We start from the raw sequence: 3,376 nt of genomic DNA on the forward strand, positions 1-3,376 counted from the left end.
ACTAAAATGTCCGGCCAATCCGGCCAAACAAACCCAACCTTCCGGTCAGGCCCGAAAGAATGTCACTTCCGCAACAATCCTTAAAATCTCGCAAAGACCGCTCGCCTAAACCCAACCGCTCAAAGCAGTCAAACCTAAGCAAACCTCAGGGCGCATTCAGCAACCGCCAGCGGCGCCCCGCCCTCGTTGTGCCGGTATATAGACCCCACCCAACAAAACTGTCAACACCGATTTTGCAATTTCTCCAAACTTTTTCAACACCGCCACAAGCCTTGTGGATAAGCGGCCGGATTTAATCGGAAAAGCCCAATGAAAACAGGCGCTGCCATGGCAGCGCCTGCGGAAATCGAAGCGCTCACGAGATGTAAGCGAAACTAAGCCAGCGTATAGGCAGTCTTGACCGTCGTATAGAACTCGGCCGCATATTTGCCCTGCTCGCGTGGACCGTAGCTCGAACCCTTGCGGCCGCCGAAAGGAACATGGAAATCCACCCCTGCGGTCGGCAGGTTGACCATCACCATACCGGCTTCGGCATTGCGCTTGAAATGCGTTGCGTGCTTCAGGCTGGTCGTCGCAATGCCGGACGACAGGCCGAAGGGAGTGTCATTGGCCGTGTGCAGCGCTTCTTCGTAGTCCTTAACGCGGATTACGCTGGCGACGGGGCCAAAGATCTCCTCGCGCGAGATGCGCATTTGATTGGTTGCCTCGGTGAACAGCGCCGGCTGCAGGTAGAAACCGGGCGCCTCGCGATTCAGCCGTTCGCCGCCGAACGCAAGCTTGGCGCCTTCGCTCCTGCCGATTTCGATATAATTCATGTCCTGGTCGAGTTGGCTCTGGTCGACGACCGGGCCAATTTGAGTCCCCGCCTTCAAAGCGTCATCGACAACAAGGCCCCTCATGCGTTCGGTGGCGGCGGCAACGAATTTGTCGTGAATCCCTTCCGTGACGATGATACGCGACGACGCTGTGCAGCGCTGGCCGGTCGAGAAGAAGGCGCTGTTGACCGCAGCATCGACCGCCACGTTCAGATCTGCGTCGTCGAGCACGACGAAGGGATTCTTGCCGCCCATTTCCAGCTGGAACTTGCGCATATGCTCGATCGAGGCGGCTGCAACACGCTTGCCCGTCCCGACGGATCCGGTGAAGGTGATCGCCTGAACGTCCGCGCTATCGAGAATGGTCTGGCCGACGACCGACCCTTTGCCCATGACGAGATTGAGAACGCCCTTGGGCAGGCCGGAGCGATGGAGAATATCCACAATAGCCCAGGAGCAGCCGGGCACGAGATCGGCCGGCTTGAACACCACCGTATTGCCGTAGGCAAGGGCCGGCGCGATCTTCCAGGCCGGGATGGCGATCGGAAAATTCCAGGGTGTGATGATACCGACGACGCCAACCGGCTCGCGGGTAATCTCGACGCCGATGTTCGGGCGAGCGCTCGGCAGCACTTCACCCGCGAGCCGCAGCACTTCGCCGGCAAAGAAATCGAAAATTTGCGCGGCGCGCAGTGTCTCGCCGATTCCTTCCGCGAGAGTCTTGCCCTCTTCACGCGACAAGAGCCGGCCGAGTTCGTCCTTGCGGGCGGTAATTTCGTCGGCGGTCTTGCGCAGGATCGCATGGCGTTCGAGAATACCCGACCTTGACCATCCCGGGAAAGCCGCCTTCGCTGCGGCTATCGCCTTGAGCGTATCTTCGGCAGTGGCGCGCGCATATTCGCCGACCACGTCATTGGTATTCGACGGATTGACGTTGGCAACGGCATCACCGCCGAACCATTCGCCGTTGATGAGGTTCTGGTGCAAGGTCATGATATATCTCTCTCTGTTTGGCCGAACCAATAGCATAGGGGCAATTGTGTTCAACCTGAAATTGCCCCGCGTCTTTCGATTTGCGCCGATTCGGTTTCGCCGCGCTGCCTGTTCGTGCAAATATCGCCGCCGATTCGAATGCTTAATATAGGCATGCCTGTCTGCGCTTACAGGTCGGTTCACGTCTGGATGGAGGAACGAAATACATGGCCTACCCGCTGTTCAATCTGGAGGGCCGGCTCGCCCTTGTCACCGGCTCGAGCCAAGGTATCGGCTTCGCGCTGGCCAAGGGACTTGCCGATCACGGCGCGGCGGTTGTCATCAACGGGCGGGACAAGGCAAAAGTCGATGCTGCCGTGGATGAACTGACGACCATGGGACTGACTGCCCATGCGTCGACCTTCGATGTGACCGATCTTGCCGCCGTACGGGCTGGGGTTGAACTCATCGAGAATGATGTTGGACCGATCGATATTCTCGTCAACAATGCCGGCATGCAGTTCCGCGCGCCGCTCGAGGATTTTCCCGAGGACAAGTGGCAGCAACTGCTGCAGACCAATATCTCCAGCGTATTTTATGCAGGCCAGTCCGTCGCGCAGCACATGATCAAGCGGGGTCGCGGCAAGATCATCAACATTGGCTCTGTCCAGAGCGAACTCGCGCGTCCCTCGATCGCGCCCTATACGGCAACCAAGGGCGCGGTCCGCAACCTGACTCGTGGCATGTGCACCGATTGGGCAAAGTACGGCCTGCAGATCAATGCAATTGCGCCCGGCTATTTCAAGACGCCGCTCAACCAGGCTTTGATCGACAATACGGAGTTTTCCGCCTGGCTCGAAAAGCGCACGCCTGCGGGTAGGTGGGGCAATGTCGAGGAATTGGTGGGAGCAGCAGTCTTTCTTGCCGGGGACGCGTCTTCGTTCGTCAATGGCCAGGTACTTCATGTCGACGGCGGAATCACGGCTTCGCTATGATTCGGGTCGTTGTCATGGGCGTAAGTGGCTCCGGGAAATCCTCCGTTGGCGCCGGCATCGCCGCGGCTATGGGCGTGCCTTTCCTCGAAGGCGATAGCCTGCACCCGGCGCGCAATGTAACCAAGATGGCGGCAGGCACTCCACTGAACGACGATGACCGCTGGCCGTGGCTTGACCAAATCGGGGCGACGCTCGCCAAGGCTGAAGCGGGTATCGTCGTTTCCTGCTCGGCCTTGAAGAAAGTCTATCGGGATCGCCTTCGGGAGCAAGCGGGCGCACCGCTTGCCTTCGTGTTCCTTGATGGCAGCGAGGCTGTCCTACGGGAGCATATGGCCAAGCGCACCGGCCACTTCATGCCGGTTTCAATGCTGGACAGTCAGCTCGCCACGCTTGAGAGCCCGGTTGGTGAACCGCTGGTGCTGCGCCAGGATGTGTCCGAAACGATCGATGTTATCGTGGAGAAGTGCGTTGCCTGGCTGAGTAAATTAGCCGCTTGAACGCAAGAAAGCCCGGCGTGGCCGGGCTTTTGGGATGAAGTTTGCTGCTGCGATGGAGGTTCCGGTTGCGCGTTCGTTCGCCGCCGCTGTGATGCCG

General features: G+C 59.1%; 3 protein-coding genes. 2 read left to right on the forward strand and 1 reads right to left on the reverse strand.

The genetic code is table 11. The features are described 5' to 3' along the window. Nucleotides 1-374 precede the first annotated feature (374 nt). Nucleotides 375-1,808, reverse strand: a complete 1,434-nt coding sequence (locus AAAB35_RS21345; RefSeq protein ID WP_340670282.1) for an aldehyde dehydrogenase family protein — start codon at nt 1,806-1,808, stop codon at nt 375-377. Nucleotides 1,809-2,014: 206 nt separating this feature from the next. Between AAAB35_RS21345 and AAAB35_RS21350 the strand changes: the two genes are divergently transcribed. Together AAAB35_RS21350 and AAAB35_RS21355 are read left to right on the forward strand one after the other, a co-directional pair. Then, entirely contained in the window at nt 2,015-2,782 is a 768-nt protein-coding gene (locus AAAB35_RS21350) for an SDR family oxidoreductase (protein ID WP_340670283.1), read from the forward strand. Beyond that, entirely contained in the window at nt 2,779-3,279 is a 501-nt protein-coding gene (locus AAAB35_RS21355) for a gluconokinase (RefSeq protein ID WP_340670284.1), read from the forward strand. Before AAAB35_RS21350 ends, AAAB35_RS21355 begins: the two co-directional genes overlap by 4 nt. The last annotated feature ends 97 nt before the right edge of the window (nt 3,280-3,376 follow it).

Source organism: Phyllobacterium sp. (genome assembly GCF_037994425.1).
In the GTDB taxonomy this organism is placed as follows: Bacteria; Pseudomonadota; Alphaproteobacteria; order Rhizobiales; family Rhizobiaceae; genus Phyllobacterium.

Excerpts from the sequence above, each read along its gene's own strand:
- AAAB35_RS21350 (WP_340670283.1), top strand. The coding sequence starts at position 2,015 with ATGGCCTACCCGCTGTTCAATCTGGAGGGCCGGCTCGCCCTTGTCACC.
- AAAB35_RS21345 (WP_340670282.1), bottom strand. The coding sequence starts at position 1,808 with ATGACCTTGCACCAGAACCTCATCAACGGCGAATGGTTCGGCGGTGAT.
- AAAB35_RS21355 (WP_340670284.1), top strand. The coding sequence starts at position 2,779 with ATGATTCGGGTCGTTGTCATGGGCGTAAGTGGCTCCGGGAAATCCTCC.